We start from the raw sequence: 18,315 nt of genomic DNA, 5'->3' as shown, positions 1-18,315 counted from the left end.
ATCGGGTGAATCATGAACTGCAGAAGGGATAATGTCCGATCTCCGGGTAAGAGGCCCTGACGCCACCTCTCTCAGGCGAGGTCGTGCTCGGGCGTCGGATGCCGTGGCGCCACGGCGGGCACCGACGTCACGTCCGCGTACCGGGGCACGGTTCGGGACCAGTGGTAACACCCGCCGATCCAGCCGATCATGCCCTCCACGTATCGGACGCCCGCCGGACTCAGCTCCGGCCCGACCTCCGCGTGGAGCCTCTCGAACTCGCGGACCGTGCCGTTGATCCGCCGGATGGCGAGGACCACGGCGGCCTGCAGGGAGCAGCGGTGTTCGCGCTGGTAGGCAAGGGCCAGATTGATCATTTCACCCGCGCGCTGTTCCTTCACGGCGGAGAACAGGTCGGCCGTCCAGACGGCCGCGTCGGCCGAGAGCCGGCCGAGTCGCCGTACGGCCGGGTGGTGGATCTCCGCGGCGCACGCCTCGTCCGGCGCCGCGGCCTCGTACAGCGGGTAGAACGGCTCGACACCCGCGGTCAGCGACCGTATCGAGGCGCACTCTCCCGTGCGCAGGACGACGGGGTCGGCCTGGGCGACCGCTTCGTACAGCAGACCGTGCACGTATTCCCGGCTCTGCCAGGCCCATCGTGCCGCCTGGTCGGGTGTGCACCGTTCCCGCACCTGCCGGTACAGGTCGGTCAGGGCCGCTCCGAGCGGTGTGCTGGGCGCACGGCCGTCCCGCAGGACGGCGATGCTCTCGCACAGCATGGGCACCAGCCCGGCCGGGGAGTGCCGGCCGACGTCCTCCGCCCGGTCGTCGAAGACGAACTGGTAGGCGATCTGGTGGGCCACGATGCGCAGGATCCCGGGGTCCACGGCGGGGCTCGTGAAGGACGCGAGCCGGGCGGGGCGAGTGCGGGCGATCATCGCCGCCACTCCGGGGTCGGCGGTCAGCCCCCACGTACGCAGCCATGTGTCCACACCGGCCGCGGCCTCCCGTTCATGGGGGTTGAGCCGGAGCGGGAACGGCATGTGCAGGCGGGCGTCGATGAGGTCCCTGAGACTGGCCGCCACCTGTCCGTCCGGTCCGCCCACCGCGACTTCCTCATGCGTTGTCGACACTGCAGCCACCTGCCGATCGGGAGTCGGGTTCCTGTCGGGTGCAGACCGTGCGGCGCGGGAGCGGAGGGCGGGACGACGACGCCTCCGACGGCCGATGCGGACGGGTCTCGCTGAGCATGACCAGCGAGCGCGGCCCCAGCGTGATCGCGGGGCGCGGTGCCCGGGCGACGTACCCGGGCAGATGGCGCAGGCGCACGCGGCCGGCGATGGTCGCGAGCGCCACGGTGACCTCCACCATGGCGAACTCGTCCCCGAGGCATTTGCGGTTGCCCGCGGAGAACGGCATCATCGCGCGCCGCTGTGCGGCCGTGGGCCGGCCCGGCAGCCAGCGGTCGGGGTCGAAGCGTTCGGGGTCGGGGAACGACGACGGGTCGTGGTGGAGGAGGTAGGGGCTGTAGAGCACGGTGGCTCCGGCGGGCAGCCGGCGGCCGCCGAGTTCCGTCTCCCGGGTGGCGACGCGGGTGAAGAGCCAGCCGGGGGAGGAGTGCCGCAGCGTCTCGGAGACGACGCACCGGGTCCGGACGAGGTCCGGCAGATCGCCGGGGCCGGGCCGGCGCCCGCCGGGCAGGACGGAGTCGAGCTCGGCGTGCAGGCGCTGTTCGGCCTCGGGATGGCGGGCCAGCAGGCTGAAGGCCGCGGCCAGGGACAGCGCCGAGGTCTCGGCACCGGTGAGCAGCAACGTGATCAGGTGGTCGTGGATCTCGCGGTCGGTACGGGCGGGGGTCCCGCCGGCACTCCGGGGGGCGGCCAGCAGGGTGCCCAGGACGTCGTCGCGGGCGCCGCCCCGGCGGCGCTCCGCGATCACCGCGTCGATGATCGCGTGCAGGCGGGCGAGCGCCCGCCGGTAGCGGCGGTTGGCCGGGGTGGGGAGCCGGAACAGCGCGTCGATCGGCACGACCGTGCGGACGAAGAGGCCGCGGACGACGTCGGCGAGACAGTCCCGCACCCGGGCGGCGGTCGTGTCGTCCAGCGAGTCGGAGAGCAGGACCCGGCTGATCACGCGGGTCGTGAGGGTCGTCATCGCCTCGGTGACGGGAACCGCCCCGCCCGCCTGCCATGTCTCGCACACCGACTCGGCCTCCTCGGCGACGAGTTCCGTGTAGGCGGCGGCGTGGGACGGGCGGAAGGCCGGCTGCAGCAGCCTGCGCTTGTCCCGGTGCGCCGACTGCCGGCAGGTGACCAGCCCGTCCCCCATCAGATTGCCCAGTCTGTCGTACAGCGGGCCCCCCTTGTCGAAGGTGTGCGGGTCCATGAGCACCTCGTGGGCCAGTTCGGGGTGGCACACCATCCAGGCACGCCGGGGGCCCAGCCGTATCTCGACCAGATCGCCGTGCGCGGGCAAAGAATTGAGAAACGCCAGCGGGTGACGGTACAAGGCGATACCGTGGCCCAGGGTCGGGAATATGCCGGGAGCAGTACCTGTCGTCCACGTTCGTTTCTGTTCGAATACGGCACCGTTCATGGAAACCTCCTGCGCAGTACGACATGTGAAATGAACGAACCTGCTTCGAGGCTGACAGTCCGAGACAAGTCCTGCCCAGTTCAATCATGTCCGGGTTTCCGGAAACCTTTCTTCAAAGGGGCGCACGGGGGCACGTCGAAGCAGAAAGCCCGTGGGATGAACGCCTCTTGATGCATGACGCATCGAGTGTGATTTCTCCTGTCACTCCAGTGCGATTCCCCACCGTGCCGCCTTCCGGCCGGGACGGGCGGGAGACCGGTGGTGGCCGGGCGGACCCGTCGGTCTCCCGCGTCGGACCTCGCGGCCGCTTGACCTGTCCCGGCCGCGGGCCGAGGATCATGAGTCATGACGCAGGGACAGGGCAGCACGGTGGACGGGGTACTGCGGCGCAGCGCCCGGCGCACCCCCGCGCGGGTGGCGGTGCGGTACGGCGAGCGGCGCTGGACGTACGAGGAACTCGACGACGCGGTCTCGCGCGCGGCGAGCGTCCTGCTCGGCCAGGGCCTCGGCCGCGGTGACCGGGTCGGCACCTACGGGCACAACTCCGACGCCTACCTGATCGCCTTCCTCGCCTGCGCCCGCGCCGGCCTGGTGCACGTCCCCGTCAACCAGAACCTGACCGGCGACGACCTCGCGTACATCGTCGGGCAGTCGGGCAGCTCACTTGTGCTCGCCGACCCCGATCCGGCCGGCCACCTCCCCGACGCCGTACCGGTGCTGCCCCTGCGGGACGCCGACGGCTCGCTGCTGGCCCGGCTCGCGGACGCGGCGCCGTACGACGGGCCCGAACCGCGCACCGAGGACCTCGTGCAGCTGCTGTACACCTCCGGGACCACGGCGCTGCCCAAGGGCGCGATGATGACCCACCGGGCGCTTGTGCACGAGTACCTGAGCGCGATCGCCGCCCTCGACCTGAGCGCCGGGGACCGGCCCGCACACGCCCTGCCGCTCTACCACTCCGCCCAGATGCACGTGTTCCTGCTGCCCTACCTCGCGGTGGGCGCCACCAACATCATCCTCGACGGGCCCGACGGCGACACCCTCTTCGGCCTCGTCGAGGCCGGGGACGTCGACAGCCTGTTCGCGCCGCCCACCGTGTGGATCGCGCTCTCCAACCGGCCCGACTTCGCCACCCGCGACCTCGGCGGGCTGCGCAAGGCCTACTACGGGGCGTCGATCATGCCGGTGCCCGTCCTGGAGCGGCTGCGCGAACGGCTGCCGGAACTCGCCCTGTTCAACTGCTTCGGGCAGAGCGAGATCGGACCGCTCGCCACCGTGCTCGCCCCCGAGGAGCACAAGGGGCGGCTGGACTCCTGCGGGCGCACCGTCCTGTTCGTGGAGGCACGGGTGGTCGGCGAGGACGGCGCGGACGTCCCCGACGGCACCCCCGGCGAGATCGTCTACCGCTCACCGCAGCTGTGCGAGGGCTACTGGGACAAGCCCGAGGAGACCGAAGCCGCCTTCCGGGACGGCTGGTTCCACTCCGGCGACCTCGCGGTGCGTGACGCCGACGGCTACTACACGATCGTCGACCGCGTGAAGGACGTCATCAACTCCGGTGGCGTGCTGGTCGCTTCCCGGCAGGTCGAGGACGCCCTCTACACCCACGAGGCGGTCGCCGAGGCCGCCGTGATCGGGCTGCCCGACGAGCGGTGGATCGAGGCGGTCACCGCCGTCGTCGTAGCGCGCGGCGAGATCGACGAGGCCGGCCTGATCGCCCACGTGAAGGAGAAACTGCCCGCCTTCAAGGCGCCCAAGCGGATCCTGTTCGTGGATGCGCTGCCCCGCAACGCCAGCGGAAAGATCCTCAAGCGGGAACTGCGGGACCGGTTCGGCCCCGCCTCCTGAGGACCCGGCACGCCGCACCCTGCACGCCGCACCCGGCTCGACCCAAGAAGTCCGGATCCCTACCTCTTGCGGCCTCCGGCACCACGTCCGCCGTTCACCGGTGGCGCGCACATAGCTGACATGCGCTGCTGCCTCCCCGTCCCCCTCGGCGCACTCGCGGGCATCCCCGGCCCCTGCGAGATGCTGCGCTCCGGCTTCCTCCTCACCCCGGCCCTGCTCCGCTCCGCCACCGCTTCCCGCCCCCGGCACCCCCGCTCCCTCGCCGCCGTCCACCTGGAACTGGTCACCCTCACCGAGGACCGCGCCGTCATCACCTGGCACACCGCCCTGCCCGGCACCGACGACGGCACCGGCCGGATGCTGCCCGCCGTCACCGAGGGCGAGATCGTCTACGGCACCCACCCGGCCCGCCTCAACCGCACCGCGGGCGAGGACCGGCCCACCGCGCACCACCACGTCGAACTCACCGGCCTGGAACCGGGACAGACGTACTACTACCAGGCCCGCTCCGGCGGCGTGCCCGCCACCCCCACCGCGCTCCACCTGGTGCGCGGCAACGCGGCCGGCACCTCCCGGCACGGCCTGGACACACCCGGCGGCCCCTACTCCTTCACCACCCCGCAGCCCCCGCCCGGCCGCCACCTGCTCTCCCTCGCCCTCTGCAACGACCTGCACATCGGCGAGACCGTCGCCGGTCTCGTGGCCGGCGTCCCGTTCCTGCGCGGGGTGGCGCAGCGGACGGGACAGACCCCCTACCCCGAACTCATGAGCGGCGCCGTGGTGGACGAGGCCCGCCGCCGCGGCGCCCGGCTGCTGCTGGCCGCGGGCGACATCTCCGCCGGCGGCGGGCCGCGCGACCTGGTGCGGGCCAGACGGATCCTCGACGGCTTCGGCACCCACCGCCGGGACTACCTCGTCGTCCGGGGCAACCACGACCGCGCCACGGGCGAGGGCGACGCCTTCCACCGCGAGTTCGGCGGACCGGACGGGCCCGGCTGGTTCGAGCACGACGTCGCCGGACTGCGGATCATCGGCCTCGACACCTACGACAAGCACGGCAACGGCGGCGACGCGGGCGGCCTCGGCGCCGAACAGCTCTCCTGGTTCCGGCGCCGGCTGCGCGCCCACCGGGAACAGCCCACTGTCGTCTTCGGCCACCATCCGCTGACCGTCCGGGAGGCCCTCTTCCCGGTGAGCCCGGCGCAGCGCCTCGGCCGCCGCCAGGCCCGCGCGATCCTCCGGGCCTACGCCACCGCCCCGGGTGTCTTCCTCCACCATGTGGGCCACACCCACCGCAACAAGCGCACCCATGTGGCCCTCGCCCCGCAGGTGACCCTGCAGGAGGTCGGTGCCGCCAAGGAGTACCCCGGCGGCTTCTTCCTGCTGCGGATCCACAGCGGCGGCTTCGCGCTCAACTTCTTCCGGGCGCGCGCGGCCGAGGCACTGGAGTGGAACGAGCGCAGCCGCCGGCAGGCCGGGGGACTGTGGCCGTACCACGCACTCGGCCGTAGCGTCGCCGACCGCAACAGCATGACCGCCCGCGACCTGTCCGGCATCGGCCGCCTCGTGCCGCCGTCCGCCCAGTCCCGTTCGCCCCAAGGGATGACGGCGGTCCGGAACCCCCGCCCGGATGTGGCCCAGCGGACGGCACGTCCGTAGCGTGGCCACATGTCGACCCTGTGGGAACTCATGCACGACTGCATCCCTGACGACCACGCCCGCCAGGTCACCTCCCGCTACTACCTCGACGAGGCGATGCGCTCGACGCGGGCACCGGACCGGGTGGTCGACCTCGGTTGCGGCCGGGGCACGTCGGCCGAGCTCTTCCGCAAGCACGACTCCGGCGTCCGATGGGTGGGGGTCGACATCCGCGAATCGCCGGAGGCCGCCCAGCGCGCGGCCGGGCGCGACAGCGTGGTGCACTACGACGGCGTCAACCTGCCGTTCCGCTCCGACGCGGTACCGCTCGTCTACTCCCACCAGGTCTTCGAACACGTGGCCAGACCCAGGGAGCTGCTCGCGGAGGTGAGCCGGGTGCTGCGGCCGGGAGGGCTGTTCATCGGCAGCACCTCCCAGTTCGAGCCGTACCACTCCTTCAGCCTGTGGAACTACACGCCGTACGGATTCCGGGTGCTCGTCGAGGACGCCGGGCTCGCCCTGGAGGAGATCCGGCCCTCGCTCGACGGCGTGACACTGATCATGCGCACCTACCACGGTTCACGGAAGAAGGAGTACGGCCGCTTCTGGCAGACGGAGTCGCCGCTCAACACGGAGATCGACGCCTGGGCCCGCAAGAGCAAGCGGGAGACGGCCCTGGTGAACCTCCGCAAGCTCACGTTCTGCGGCCAGTTCGCCTTCCGGGTGAGCAAGCCTGCTCCGCCTGCCTGACATCGGGGCCGTCCGCCGAAATCCTTTGCGCCATTGCGCCGCCGTCCCCGAGGATCGGCGTCATGCCCACCTTCAGCGCACCCGACGGGACCCGCCTCGCCTACCACGTCAGAGGGGAGGGCGAACCCCTCGTGGTGCTGCCGGGCGGCCCCATGCGGGCCTCCGCCTACCTGGGGGACCTCGGCGGGCTGACCGCCCACCGCCGGCTGGTCCTCCTCGACCTGCGGGGGACCGGCGACTCCGCCGCGCCCGCCGACCCGGCGTCGTACCGCTGCGACCGGCTGGTCGAGGACGTGGAGATGTTGCGCGCCCATATGGGGCTCGACCACATGGACGTACTGGCGCACTCGGCCGGCGCGAGCCTGGCCGTCCTCTACGCGGCGGCCCATCCGCAGCGGGTGCGGCGGCTCGCGCTGATCACCGGCAACCTCTCGCCCGTGGGTGTGTTCGCCTCCCCCGAGGACCGGCTGGCCACGGCCCGGCTGCGGGCGGGGGAGCCCTGGTTCGAGGAGGCCTTCCCCGCGCTGGAGGCGTGGCTGACCGGTTCCGGGGACTTCGACGAGGTGTTCATGCCCTTCTTCCACGGCCGTTGGGACGACGCCGCCCGGGCTCACGTCGCGGCCGTCGAGCAGCAGAGCAACTTCGAGGCGGGCGACCGTTACTTCGCCGAGGGCGCGTTCACCCCCGACGCCACCCGGGCCGCGCTGCGCGCCCTCGCGGCCCCCGTCCTGGTGTACGCCGGTGAGCTCGACGGCGGACCCAGCCCCGCCCTGGCCCGGCGCGCCGCCGAGGCCTTCCCGGTGGCCGAGGTCACCGTGCAGCCCGGGGCCGGCCACTATCCCTGGCTCGACGACCCCGAGTGGTTCGTCCGCCGCACCGTCGCCTTCCTGGACGCCTGAGCGGCCCCCGGGTCCGGGCCCCCGACGGCCGGCCGGAAGCGGTCGCGGAACCTGTCCACCGCCCGGACCGGCACCTCCCGGCGTGGGCTGCCCCGCGGCGGTGGCGCATTCGCACGGGCTACCGGTCGGCGGCCACCGCCACCTCCCGCGCCCACCGGTAGTCCGCCTTGCCGCTGGGCGAGCGCTGGATGGCCTCGGCGATCACCAGCTGACGGGGCACCTTGTACCCGGCCAGCCGGCTGCGGCAGTGGGTCTGGACGTCCGCGAGGGAGGGCGGCTCGGCACCCGGGCGCAGCTGCACCACGGCCGCCACGTGGTTGCCCCAGGTGGCGTCGGGCACCCCGGCGACGAGCGCGTCGTACACGTCCGGGTGCGACTTCAGCGCCTGTTCGACCTCCTCCGGGTACACCTTCTCGCCCCCCGTGTTGATGCACTGCGAGCCGCGGCCCAGGACGGTGACGACACCCTCCTCGTCGACCGTCGCCATGTCGCCGAGGAGCACCCACCTGCGGCCGTTCTTCTCGAAGAAGGTCTCGGCGGTTTTCACCGGGTCGTTGTAGTAGCCGAGCGGCACGTGCCCGCTCTGCGCGACGCGGCCGATCTCGCCCACCGCGACCGGTTCGTGGGTCGCAGGATCGACCACCAGGGTGCGCGAGTTGACGCGGACGCGGAAGCCGCTGCCCGCCCCGGAGTCGTCGGTCGCGGTGCCGTTGAAACCGGACTCGGAGGACCCGAAGTTGTTCAGCAGCATGGCGTTCGGGACGAGTGCGCTGAACTGCCGGCGCACCGTCTCGGAGAGGATCGCGCCGGAGGAGGAGACGCTGAACAGGGCGGAGCAGTCGGTGCCCTTCAGCGGCCCGTCGAGAGCGTCGACCAGCGGGCGCAGCATCGCGTCGCCGACCAGCGACATGCTGGTGACCTTCTCCCTCTCGACGGTCCGCAGCACCTCCTCGGGCACGAACTTGCGGTGGATCACCACGCGTTGCCCGAAGTTGAACCCGATGAACGTGGTGAGCGTGGACGTGCCGTGCATCAGCGGGGGAGTGGGGAAGAAGGTGATCCCGCTGCCGCCCGCCGCGACCCGCTCGGCCAGCTCCTCCGGCCGTTTCACCGGCTCCCCGGTCGGCGCGCCTCCGCCCAGCCCCGCGAAGAACAGGTCCTCCTGGCGCCACATCACGCCCTTGGGCATGCCGGTCGTGCCGCCGGTGTAGATGATGAACTGGTCGTCCGCCGAGCGCGCGGGAAACCGCCGGCCGGGCGACCCGGCGGCCTCGGCCTCCGTGAAGGCGAGGGCCTCGAGCCCCGTGTCCACCGGTTCCCCCACCCGCACCAGGTGCCGCAACCCCGGCGTCCGGGGCAGGGCCGCCGCCACCCGCTCGTCGAACTCCGCGTCGAAGACCAGCGCGACGAGATCCGCGTCCCGGTAGAGGTACACCAACTCCTCTTCGACATACCGGTAGTTCACGTTGACCGGTACGACCCGGGCCTTGAGGCAGCCGAGCACCGTCTGCAGGTACTCCACCCCGTTGTAGAGGTGCAGGCCGAGATGCTCGCCCGGCTTGATGCCGCTGTCGACCAGATGGTGGCCGATGCGGTTGGCGGCGGCGTCCAGCTCCGCGTAGGTCAGCCGGCGCTCCGCACCCGTGCCGGGGTGGTCGATGTAGACGAGCGCCTCGCGGTCGGCGGCCACGTCGACGACCGACTCGAACAGATCGGCAAGGTTGTACTCCACCGCTCCTCCTGACCCCGGCGACCGTGACGAAGAAAGGCGCACCTGTCCGTTCGCCGGTCATCAGAGCAAAGGGCGCGGCAAGTGTGAAGGGTTCGCGCGAAGAAATCTGACTGTCTGTCAGAAAACCCTTGAAGTGCCTCCCCGGCTACTGCAACCTGTTCTCGTTCTGGTGGAGGGGAGGCGATCCCCTCCGGAGGGGAGACGGTCCATGGCTGGGACGGAACACCTCACCGTGCGACGCGAGGGCGCCACACTCGTGCTCACGCTCAACCGGCCCGAGGCGAAGAACGCGCTCTCGATCTCCATGCTCGTCGGCCTGTACGACGGCTGGATCGAGGCCGACGAGGACGACGACGTCCGCTCGGTCGTGCTCACCGGGGCCGGGGGCGCCTTCTGCGCCGGGATGGACCTCAAGGCGCTGGCCGGGCAGGACATGGCGGGCGAACACCTGCGCGACCGGCTGAAGGCCGACCCCGACCTGCACTGGAAGGCGATGCTCCGTCATCATCGCCCACGCAAACCGGTGATCGCCGCGGTCGAGGGGTACTGCGTCGCGGGCGGCACGGAGATCCTTCAGGGGACCGACATCCGGGTGGCGGGCGAGTCCGCGACGTTCGGGCTCTTCGAGGTCCGGCGGGGGCTCTTCCCGATCGGCGGCTCCACGGTACGGCTCCAGCGGCAGATTCCGCGCACGCACGCTCTGGAGATGCTGCTCACCGGGCGGCCGTACAGCGCCCGCGAGGCCGCGGACATCGGGCTGGTCGGACATGTCGTTCCGGACGGCGGTGCGCTCGACAAGGCGCTGGAGATCGCCGAACAGGTCAACGCGTGCGGGCCGCTGGCCGTCGAGGCGGTCAAGGCGTCCGTGTACGAGACGGCGGAGATGACGGAGACCGACGGGCTCGCCGCGGAGCTGAAGCGGGGGTGGCCGGTCTTCGACACGGCCGATGCGAAGGAAGGTGCCCGTGCCTTCGCGGAGAAGCGGGCGCCCGTCTACCAGCGCGAGTGAGGCCCGGGGCGCGTCGGACACTGCGGGCCGTCTGCGGCTGGTCGCGCGGTTCCCCGCGCCCCCGGAAGAAGGGGTGTCACTCGCACCGACCTCAAGGAGGCACAGTCCGCCATGCCCGAAGTCCTCAAAGCACCCCTCGTCGTCGAGTTCCCCTTCACCCGGTCCCTCGGCCCCGTCCAGAGTGCGTTCCTCACCGGCCTGCGCGAACGGGTCGTCCTCGGGGTCAGGGCCGGCGACGGCCGCACCCTCGTGCCGCCCGTCGAGTACGACCCCGTGACCGCCGAGGAGATCCGTGACCTCGTCGAGGTCGCGCCCACCGGCACGGTCACCACCTGGGCCTGGAACCACGAACCCCGCCGCGGTCAGCCCCTCGGCACCCCCTTCGCCTGGGTCCTGGTCCGGCTCGACGGCGCCGACACCGCCCTGCTGCACGCCCTCGACGCCCCGGGACCGGACGCCGTGCACACCGGCATGCGGGTCCGGGTCCGCTGGGCCCAGGAGCGGTCGGGGGCCATCACCGACATCGCCTGCTTCGAGCCGTACCAGGGTGAGGCGGCGCAACCCGCCGGCCACGGCGGTGAGTTCGAGGACGCGGTGCACGGCATCGTCGCGCACGCCCGCCTCGACTACACCTACTCGCCGGGCCGCGCCCAGTCCGCCTACATCGACGCGCTCTCCTCCCGGCGGACCTTCGGCGAGCGCTGTCCCTCCTGCCGGAAGGTGTACGTCCCGCCGCGGGGTGCGTGCCCCACATGTGGGGTGGCCACATCGGAACAGGTCGAGGTGGGGCCCGGCGGCACGGTCACCACCTTCTGCATCGTCAACATCAAGGCGAAGAACCTCGACATCGAGGTGCCCTACGTCTACGCCCACATCGCCCTCGACGGCGCCGGCCTCGCCCTGCACGGCCGGATCGGCGGGATCCCCTACGACCAGGTGCGGATGGGGCTCAGGGTCGAACCGGTGTGGACCGACGGGGCCCGCTTCCCCGACCACTACCGGCCCACCGGTGAGCCCGACGCGGACTACGAGACGTACAAGGAGCTGCTGTGATGCGTGACATAGCACTGGTCGCCTTCGCGCAGACCGACCACCGCCGCACCAGCGAGGACCTCTCCGAGGTCGAGATGCTCATGCCGGTCCTGCACGACGTACTCGAACAGACCGGCCTGAAGACCGCCGACATCGGCTTCACCTGCTCCGGATCCAGCGACTACCTGGCCGGCCGCGCCTTCTCCTTCACCCTCGCCCTCGACGGCGTCGGCGCCTGGCCGCCCATCTCCGAGTCGCACGTCGAGATGGACGGCGCCTGGGCCCTGTACGAGGCCTGGACCAAGCTGCTCACCGGGGACGCGGACACCGCGCTCGTCTACTCGTACGGCAAGTCCTCACCCGGCTCGGTGCGCGACGTGCTGACCCGCCAGCTCGACCCCTACTACCTCGCCCCCCTCTGGCCCGACTCCGTCGCCCTCGCCGCCCTCCAGGCCCAGGCCCTCATCGACGCGGGGGAGACCGACGAGCCCGCGCTGGCCGCCGTCGGCGCCCGGAGCAGGACGGACGCGGAAGCCAACTCCCACGCGCAGCTCAGGGGTTCGGTGCCGCAGGGGGAGTACGCCGTACGGCCGCTGCGCACCGGCGACTGCCCGCCGATCGGCGACGGAGCCGCCGCCGTGATCCTCGCGGCGGGGGAGCGGGCCCGGGAGCTGTGCGAACGGCCCGCCTGGATCCGGGGCATCGACCACCGCATCGAGGCGCACGGCCTCGGCGTCCGCGACCTGACCGACTCGCCGTCCGCGCGGCTCGCCGCCGAGAAGGCCGGCGCCTTCGAACGGCCGGTGGACACCGCCGAGCTGCACGCGCCGTTCAGCTCGCAGGAGGTGGTGCTGCGCAAGGCGCTGCGGCTCGGCGACGACGTGCGGGTGAACCCGTCCGGCGGGGCCCTCGCCGCCAACCCGATCATGGCCGCCGGTCTGATCCGCCTCGGCGAGGCCGCCGCCCGCATCCACCGCGGCGAGTCCGACCGCGCCCTCGCCCACGCCACCTCCGGGCCCTGCCTGCAGCAGAACCTGGTCGCCGTACTCGAAGGGGATCCGCGATGAGCAAGGAGCCCGTGGCCGTCACAGGGATCGGCCAGACCAAGCACGTGGCGGCCCGCCGGGACGTGTCCATCGCCGGGCTGGTCCGCGAGGCCGCGCGACGCGCCCTCGACGACGCCGAGCTGGACTGGGCCGACGTCGACGCCGTGGTCATCGGGAAGGCGCCCGACTTCTTCGAGGGCGTGATGATGCCGGAGCTCTACCTGGCGGACGCGCTGGGCGCGGTGGGCAAACCCATGCTGCGGGTCCACACGGCGGGCTCGGTGGGCGGCTCCACCGCACTCGTCGCGGCCAACCTCGTCGCCGCCCGCGTCCACTCCACCGTGCTGACCCTCGCCTTCGAAAAGCAGTCCGAGTCCAACGCCATGTGGGGGCTGTCCCTGCCGATCCCCTTCCAGCAGCCGCTGCTGGCCGGCGCCGGCGGATTCTTCGCACCCCACGTACGGGCCTACATGCGGCGCAGCGGCGCCCCGGACACCGTCGGCTCCCTGGTCGCCTACAAGGACCGGCGCAACGCGCTCAAGAACCCCTACGCCCACCTGCACGAGCACGACATCACCCTGGAGAAGGTCCAGGCGTCCCCCATGCTGTGGGACCCCATTCGCTACTCGGAGACCTGCCCCTCCTCCGACGGCGCCTGCGCCATGGTCCTCACCGACCGCGCCGGAGCCGCCCGTTCCGCGAAGCCGCCGGCCTGGATGCTCGGCGGCGCCATGCGCAGCGAACCCACCCTCTTCGCGGGCAAGGACGCGGTGTCGCCGCAGGCCGGGAAGGACTGCGCCGCCGACGTCTACCGGCAGGCGGGGATCGCCGACCCGCGCCGGGACATCGACGCCGTCGAGATGTACGTGCCCTTCTCCTGGTACGAGCCCATGTGGCTGGAGAACCTCGGCTTCGCCGAGGAGGGCGAGGGCTGGAAACTCACCGAATCGGGCGTCACCGAACTCGACGGTGACCTCCCCGTCAACATGTCGGGCGGTGTGCTCTCCACCAATCCGATCGGCGCCTCCGGGATGATCCGGTTCGCCGAGGCCGCCCTCCAGGTGCGCGGGCAGGCCGGAGAACACCAGGTGGACGGCGCCCGGAAGGTGCTCGGGCACGCCTACGGCGGCGGCTCCCAGTTCTTCTCCATGTGGCTCGTCGGCGCCGCCGCCCCCGACAACTGAAAGGACCCGTTCACGTGGCCTGTTGAGTGCCGGAACCGAAAGCTAGGCTGGCCGCGGACGACGAATTCGGGAGGAGCACGGACGTGGCCGAGAGCACCATCCAGCAGCAGCGGGCACTGGGCTGGGACAAGCCGGAGCTGGACCTCAGCGGGGCCGACTGGCAGTCCAGCAGCCGAGGCCTGGGGGATGTCCAGATCGCCTTTGTCGAGGGGTTCATCGCGATGCGCAACAGCGGCAGCCCACAGAGCCCTTCCCTGATCTTCACCCCCGCCGAATGGGGTGCCTTCGTCTCGGGGGCCCGGGAGGGCGAGTTCGACCTCACCTGAGCGCCTCCCCCGGTCCGCCGCTGCGGCAGAGAGGTGAACCAGGGGGTGTTCCGCAAGGATTTCCGGACACGTGACCAGCAGCGCCCTTCCGGGGCCGCCGCCTGAGACAGGCTGGCCCCGGACGGGGAAGGTCGTATTCCGGAGGTGAGGAACGATGAGCGCTGCGCCGGTCATCGCCGCGGCGGACGAGTCGGACGACAGCCTGCGCGCCCTCGACTGGGCCGTACAGGCGGCCCGGCAGCGGGACGCGCCGCTGCGGGTGGTGCACGTCCGCCAGTACGCCGCCTGGGGGCAGCCCGACGTCCTGGTCGCCGGCGGACCGGACGCGGGCGGTGACCCCGTGCTCGACGCGGTCCGGGACCGGCTGTCCACCGGCGCCGTCGGGCTGACCGTCGAATACGTCGCCCTGGAGGGCGCCCCGGGCGCGCTGCTGCCCGAACTGGGCGCCGACGCCCAGCTGCTGGTGCTCGGCTCGCGGGGCCGCGGCGGCTTCGCCGGCCTGCTGCTCGGCTCCAACGGCATGGCCGCCGCCCGCGACGCCGCCTGCCCGGTGGTCGTCGTACCCCGGCCCGGGCGGGAGGTGCACGAGGAACTGTCCGCGGGACCCGGCCCGCGGGTCGTCGTCGGCCTGGACGTGGACAGCCCCGACGACGCCACCCTCGCCTTCGCCGTCGCGGAGGCCGCCCGGCGCGGCGCCCGGCTCCAGGTGCTCGCCGCATACCCGTGGCCTGCGCAGAGCTGGTTCGCGGCAGGCGGACTCGTCCCGCCGGCCGGCGGCCAGGACGAGGTCGAGCAGGAGACCCGCACGCTCGCCGAGGGCTTCCTCGCCCCGCACCTCGAGGACCGCCCCGACCTGCGCGCCGACATCCTCGCGCTGCCCGGTGACGCGGCAGGGCTGCTGGTGTCCGCCTCGAAGGACGCCGCCCTGGTCGTCGTCGGCCGCCACCGCCGGCGGCTGCTCGCCCCGGCCCGCATGATGGGCTCGGTCACCCACGCCGTCCTGCTGCACGCGGCCGCCCCGATCGCGGTCGTCCCACCCGCACCGCAGGAGTGATGTCAAGCCCCGTCACCCAGTTACCGTCAGTAGGGAGCGGATCACCGAAGTCGGGCGTACGCTGAGCTGCCTGCAAGCCATGGTGCGCGGCCGCTCCCGCGCTCGCGAACCACCGTGGCGGGGGGTGGTCATGGGACAGCGGGTCCTGCGGAACCGGCGGACGCTCTACGAGCGCGACAGCGAACTCGCCGCCGTCGACGAGGCGTTGGCCGAGCTCACCGGCCTGCGTACGGACGGTGCGGCAGCGGGCGACAGGCCGCTCGGCGCACTGCTCGCCTTCGCCGGCCGGGCCGGCATCGGGAAGACCACCCTGCTCGCCGAGGTACGCCGCCGCGCCGCCGCCGGGGGCTGCACCGTGCTCTCCGCGCGCGGTGGCGACCAGGAGCAGCGCGTCGCCTTCCACGTCGCCCGCCAGCTCCTGCAGCCCCGCCTCGCCGGCGCACCGGAGGCCGAACTCCGCGCCTCGCTGGGCAGTTGGTACGACATCGTCGGCCCCGCCCTCGGCCTGTGCGCCCCCACCGAGGGCGCCCCGCCCGACCAGCAGGGCCTGCGCGACGGCCTCGACTGGGTACTCACCCACCTCGCCGTACGCCAGGCCCCGATGGTCCTCGTCCTGGACGACGCGCACTGGGCCGACCCCGAATCCCTCGGCTGGCTCGCCGCGTTCGCACCGCGCGCCGAGCAACTCCCGCTGCTCGTCGTCGTCGCGTACCGGCCCGACGAACTCCCCGAGCACGCCGACGCGTTCCGCGGCCTGCCCGGACGGGCCGGCGGCCGCCCGCACGGCCTCGAACCGCTGAGCGCCGACGCCGTCGCCGGACTGGTCCGCGAGAGCCTCGGCGACCACGCCGACGACGCCTTCTGCCACGAGTGCTGGGCCGTCACCGCCGGCAACCCCTTCGAGGCCGTCGAACTGACCGCCAAGGTCCACGACCGGGGCCTGGACCCCACCGAGGCGGGCGCACCCCTGCTGCGCGACCTGGCCGCCGCCGTCAAGGGCAGCGGTCTCATCGCCCGCCTCGAACGCCTGGGCCCCTCCGCCGTCCGGTTCGCCTGGGCCTGCGCCGTCCTCGGCACCGAGATCCATCCCGCGCTCGCCGCCGCCGTCGCCGGCCTCGGCCACGAGGAGGCCGCCGACGCCGCCGACGCCCTGCGCGGTGCCCGGGTCCTCACCGGCGCCGAGACCCTGGAGTTCGTCCACCCGCTGATCGCCACCGCCGTCTACCGGGCCATCCCGCCCGCCACCAGGGTCGCCCTGCACGGCCAGGCCGCCTGGTGCGTGACCGACGACGGGCAGGGCGCCACCGCGGCCGCCCGCCACCTCCTGGAGACCCACCCCGAAGGCGACACCTGGGTCGTACGGCAACTGCGCGCCGCCGCCGGCGAGACCCTGCGGGCCGGCGCCCCCGACACCGCCTGCGCCTACCTCGCCCGCGCCCTGCGCGAACCCCCGCCCGCCGACCAGCGCGCCGCCGTCCTCCACGAACTGGGCAGCGCCTCCCTTCTCACCGAGCCCGCCACCACCGTCAACCACCTGCGCGCGGCCCTCCAGGAGCCCATCGCCGAGCCCGCCCTGCGCCACCACATCGTCTACCGCCTCTCCCAGGTCCTCGCCCACAGCGACCGCCTCGCCGAGGCCTCGGAGACCCTCGCCCGCGAGATCCAGGTCACCGGCGACGCCCGCGTACGGCTCCGGATGCTCTCCGAGCAGTTCATGTGGGACGCCTTCCGCGCCGACGAACCCGACCACCCCTCGCGCTCCCGCCGCCTGACCCGGCTCGCCGACCGCCTCCGCGGCCGCGACCTCACCGAGCGGTACGTCATCGGGCTGCGCACCTGGGACGCCATCCAGCGCGGCGAACCCGCCGACGTCGCCCTCCACCACGCCGAACGCGCCCTGGCCGGCGGTCTCGGCTGGGCCGAGGCCGACCGCGGCTTCGAGGTGCCCGTCCTCGTCGCCCTCGCCTTCATGTACGCCGACCGGCCCGACCGCACGGAGGAGCTCTTCGCCGCCGGGATCGCCGACTTCGAACAGCAGGGCTGGCGCAGCGCCCACCTCTCCTTCGCCTACACCCTCCTCGGCTATGTCCGCTACCGGCGCGGCCGCCTCGCCGAGGCCGAGGAGCACGCCCGCTCCGGCCTGCGCCTCGCCGAACGCGTCGGACCCGGCACCCCGGCCCACTGGTACGCGGTCGGCATCCTCGTCCAGACCCTGCTGGCCCGCGGCCGCACCGACGAGGCCGCCCGCCTCGCCGAGGACCACGCCTTCCGGGAGCCCTTCCCGGCGGCCGTGGTCTTCCCCGACGCCCAGACGGTCTACGGCGAACTGCTGCTCGCCCGCGGCCGGCCGAAGGACGCGGCGGCCGAGCTCGCCGCGGCGGGGCGGCGCCTCGAACCCCGCGGCATCCGCAACCCCTCCTGGTGCCCCTGGCAGCTCCACCTGGCCCGCGCCGAGGCCCACGACGCCCCGGAACGCGCTCTGACCACCGCCCTGGCCGCCCTGACCCACGCCCGCCGCTTCGGCGCCCCGTCCGCGATCGGCCAGGCCCTGCGCACAGCGGCAGAGGTCTCTTCCGGCGAGGCCCGCCTGGCGTACCTGCGCGAGTCGGTGGCCCACCTGGAACGCTCTCCGGCCGCCTACGAGCTGGCCTGCGCACTGGTGACCCTCGGCACCGAACTCCACGACCCCGACCTGCTGCGCAGGGGCCTGCACACCGCCGAGCACTGCGCAGCGGACGGCCTCGCGAAAACAGCCCGCACCGAGTTGGCCACGACGAAAACAGCAACCTTGTAGCCCCGCCGACATCAGCCCACCCGGGGCGTGCGACGGGCGCCGACAACGGGATACCCGAGGTGCGCGACGGCCGCCCACGACAGGACACCCGAGGTGTGCGACGGGCGCCCACGACGGCGTACCCAAGGGGCGCGGGGAACTGCGCGACAAGCCACGACGGCGCCGCACCCGGCGAACGACCGCCCACCCACCACGGCGAGCGCCCCCGGCACGGCACCGCCGAACACCACCGTCGTGGCTGAGCACCGTCGCGGCGGATCAAGTCAGCCGACGGAACAGGAGTGCCGAGCGATCAGGCGTGCCGGCGCGGCACGGGTCCCTGGCGTTCGGGAGTGTCGGCGGAGCGGGAGTGCGGGCGGACAGTGGCTGCTGGACCGGCGGAGGCGCCGGCGGAGTGCGGGTGCCGGGCGGTGAGAGGTTTCGGCGCGG

At 72.9% G+C, this 18,315-nt stretch carries 14 protein-coding genes; 11 read left to right on the top strand and 3 right to left on the bottom strand.

The genetic code is table 11. The annotated features are described in order from the left end of the window. Window positions 1–71: 71 nt before the first annotated feature. On the bottom strand, window positions 72–1,112 hold the full coding sequence (locus AB0472_RS24495) for a (-)-alpha-amorphene synthase (protein ID WP_366358939.1): 1,041 nt from the start codon (window positions 1,110–1,112) through the stop codon (window positions 72–74). Continuing rightward, window positions 1,096–2,574 carry a cytochrome P450 gene (locus AB0472_RS24490; RefSeq protein WP_366358937.1) on the bottom strand — a complete coding sequence of 493 codons (1,479 nt, stop codon included), beginning with the start codon at window positions 2,572–2,574 and terminating at the stop codon, window positions 1,096–1,098. Before AB0472_RS24490 ends, AB0472_RS24495 begins: the two co-directional genes overlap by 17 nt. 345 nt (window positions 2,575–2,919) lie before the next feature. Here AB0472_RS24490 and AB0472_RS24485 point away from each other — a divergent pair, with 345 nt between their 5' ends. From AB0472_RS24485 to AB0472_RS24470, 4 genes are all read left to right on the top strand, one after another. Next, window positions 2,920–4,422 (top strand): acyl-CoA synthetase, encoded by a 1,503-nt coding sequence (locus tag AB0472_RS24485; RefSeq protein WP_366358935.1) that lies wholly within the window; start codon window positions 2,920–2,922, stop codon window positions 4,420–4,422. A gap of 120 nt (window positions 4,423–4,542) precedes the next feature. After that, window positions 4,543–6,081 carry a metallophosphoesterase family protein gene (locus AB0472_RS24480; protein WP_366358933.1) on the top strand — a complete coding sequence of 513 codons (1,539 nt, stop codon included), beginning with the start codon at window positions 4,543–4,545 and terminating at the stop codon, window positions 6,079–6,081. 9 nt (window positions 6,082–6,090) lie between these two features. Continuing rightward, window positions 6,091–6,810 (top strand): class I SAM-dependent methyltransferase, encoded by a 720-nt coding sequence (locus AB0472_RS24475; protein WP_366358931.1) that lies wholly within the window; start codon window positions 6,091–6,093, stop codon window positions 6,808–6,810. 62 nt (window positions 6,811–6,872) lie between these two features. After that, complete coding sequence (locus AB0472_RS24470; RefSeq protein WP_366358929.1) at window positions 6,873–7,709, top strand: alpha/beta hydrolase; 837 nt, start codon at window positions 6,873–6,875, stop codon at window positions 7,707–7,709. Window positions 7,710–7,827: 118 nt separating this feature from the next. Here the strand turns inward: AB0472_RS24470 and AB0472_RS24465 are convergent, their stop codons facing one another. Next, on the bottom strand, window positions 7,828–9,441 hold the full coding sequence (locus AB0472_RS24465) for an acyl-CoA synthetase (protein ID WP_366358927.1): 1,614 nt from the start codon (window positions 9,439–9,441) through the stop codon (window positions 7,828–7,830). Window positions 9,442–9,649: 208 nt separating this feature from the next. Between AB0472_RS24465 and AB0472_RS24460 the strand changes: the two genes are divergently transcribed. The 7 genes from AB0472_RS24460 (at window position 9,650) to AB0472_RS24430 (ending at window position 17,886) form a co-directional block, all read left to right on the top strand. Continuing rightward, window positions 9,650–10,450 (top strand): crotonase/enoyl-CoA hydratase family protein, encoded by an 801-nt coding sequence (locus AB0472_RS24460; RefSeq protein WP_366358925.1) that lies wholly within the window; start codon window positions 9,650–9,652, stop codon window positions 10,448–10,450. 111 nt (window positions 10,451–10,561) lie between these two features. Beyond that, window positions 10,562–11,503, top strand: coding sequence for an OB-fold domain-containing protein (locus tag AB0472_RS24455; protein ID WP_366358924.1), 942 nt, complete (start codon window positions 10,562–10,564; stop codon window positions 11,501–11,503). Continuing rightward, window positions 11,503–12,549, top strand: a complete 1,047-nt coding sequence (locus AB0472_RS24450; RefSeq protein WP_366358922.1) for a thiolase domain-containing protein — start codon at window positions 11,503–11,505, stop codon at window positions 12,547–12,549. The genes AB0472_RS24455 and AB0472_RS24450 overlap by 1 nt, the downstream gene beginning before the upstream one ends. Further along, entirely contained in the window at window positions 12,546–13,712 is a 1,167-nt protein-coding gene (locus AB0472_RS24445) for a thiolase domain-containing protein (RefSeq protein WP_362587512.1), read from the top strand. The genes AB0472_RS24450 and AB0472_RS24445 overlap by 4 nt, the downstream gene beginning before the upstream one ends. Window positions 13,713–13,795: 83 nt before the next feature. Continuing rightward, entirely contained in the window at window positions 13,796–14,038 is a 243-nt protein-coding gene (locus AB0472_RS24440) for a DUF397 domain-containing protein (protein WP_366358921.1), read from the top strand. A gap of 154 nt (window positions 14,039–14,192) precedes the next feature. Further along, window positions 14,193–15,092: a universal stress protein gene (locus tag AB0472_RS24435; RefSeq protein ID WP_366358919.1), complete on the top strand. Its 900-nt coding sequence runs from the start codon at window positions 14,193–14,195 to the stop codon at window positions 15,090–15,092. 130 nt (window positions 15,093–15,222) lie between these two features. Continuing rightward, window positions 15,223–17,886, top strand: coding sequence for an AAA family ATPase (locus AB0472_RS24430; RefSeq protein ID WP_366358917.1), 2,664 nt, complete (start codon window positions 15,223–15,225; stop codon window positions 17,884–17,886). The last annotated feature ends 429 nt before the right edge of the window (window positions 17,887–18,315 follow it).

Origin of the sequence: Streptomyces sp. NPDC086777, assembly GCF_040702065.1 — a bacterium.
Lineage (GTDB): Bacteria > Actinomycetota > Actinomycetes > Streptomycetales > Streptomycetaceae > Streptomyces.
Note: the sequence above shows the minus strand (reverse complement) of the source record. Positions and strands in the feature narration are given on the sequence as shown.